General features: G+C 51.7%; 1 protein-coding gene. It reads right to left on the minus strand.

Going from position 1 to position 698, the window contains the following annotated elements:
* The coding region (locus J7438_RS26620) for an ATP-binding cassette domain-containing protein (RefSeq protein WP_286196970.1) at nucleotides 1–659 on the minus strand (659 nt) is incomplete at its 3' end.
* Between the last annotated feature and the right edge of the window lie 39 nt (nucleotides 660–698).

Below are 698 nucleotides of genomic sequence, written 5' to 3' on the forward strand. Positions count from 1 at the left end.
GACTCACCAACAATGCCCAGGGTTTCGCCCTGGTGAATAGTGAGCGATAAATCAGTGACTGCCTTCACATGGCCCACTGTTTTTTTGAAAAACCCTTTTTTGATCGGGAACCAGACTTTGATCTTTTCGCCAGTGACCAAAGGCATGGGGTGTTCGTCCAGTGGTTCAGGTTGCCCGTCAGGTTCGGCATTAAGCAGGTCGATGGTGTAGGGGTGTTGGGGCGCTGTGAACACGGATTCGGTGATGCCCTGCTCAACAATCTCACCATCTTTCATCACGCAAATTCGATCCGAAACGTGACGGATCAGGTTCAGGTCGTGACTGATAAACAGAATGGCCATGCCCAGTTTCTGCTGAAGGTCCGCCAGCAAACTGAGAATTTGTCGTTGAACGGTTACATCCAGAGCGGTGGTTGGCTCATCGGCGATCAGCAGCGTTGGCTCACAGGCGAGGGCCATGGCAATCATTGCCCGTTGTCGCTGTCCACCGGACAGCTCATGGGGATAGGCCTTTAAACGATTTCTGGCATCACGGATACCCACCAGTTCCAGCAGTTCCAGTGTCTTGGCCGTTGCTTCTGTGTTTTGCAGGCCGAGGTGTATAGCCAGTACTTCGCCTATCTGCTTTTCAATGGTATGCAGTGGATTGAGTGCTGTCATCGGCTCCTGAAAGATCATACTGATCTTATGGCCACGAAT

Origin of the sequence: Thalassotalea sp. G20_0 (assembly GCF_017744175.1) — a bacterium.
In the GTDB taxonomy this organism is placed as follows: Bacteria; Pseudomonadota; Gammaproteobacteria; order Pseudomonadales; family Endozoicomonadaceae; genus Endozoicomonas.